The organism is Staphylococcus pasteuri (assembly GCF_030547725.1).
GTDB lineage: Bacteria > Bacillota > Bacilli > Staphylococcales > Staphylococcaceae > Staphylococcus > Staphylococcus pasteuri.
The window spans coordinates 1-277 of sequence record NZ_JAUOQO010000297.1 but is presented as its reverse complement, the minus strand read 5'-3'; the positions used below and the strand labels follow the sequence as shown (position 1 = coordinate 277).

1 protein-coding gene is annotated in these 277 nt (G+C 67.9%); it reads right to left on the bottom strand.

The window, feature by feature from the left end:
- A partial coding sequence (locus tag Q4528_RS13740; protein ID WP_303522120.1) for a hypothetical protein occupies positions 1–277 on the bottom strand: 277 nt, incomplete at both ends.

The window sequence follows — 277 nt, the reverse complement described above, 5'->3', positions numbered from 1 at the left end:
GCCTCGAACCGTCGAACAAGGCGGCGCTTGATGCCGCGACGGCGCCAGCCCGGGGCGACATAGATATGGTCGAGCACGGCCTGCCGCGGCGCCCTGGGCGCGCTGGGCCGGTCCGCGACGTGCCACAGCAGGATGCCGCGCGGCACATCTTCGGTTCGGTAGGCCAATAACCGGGTCCCGCGTATCATCGCGAGATGCAGCGATTTGCCGAGATCATCGACAGCCCCACCGGTTGGCTGCGGCAGCACATGCAATTGCGCCGCATGCAGGCCATGCA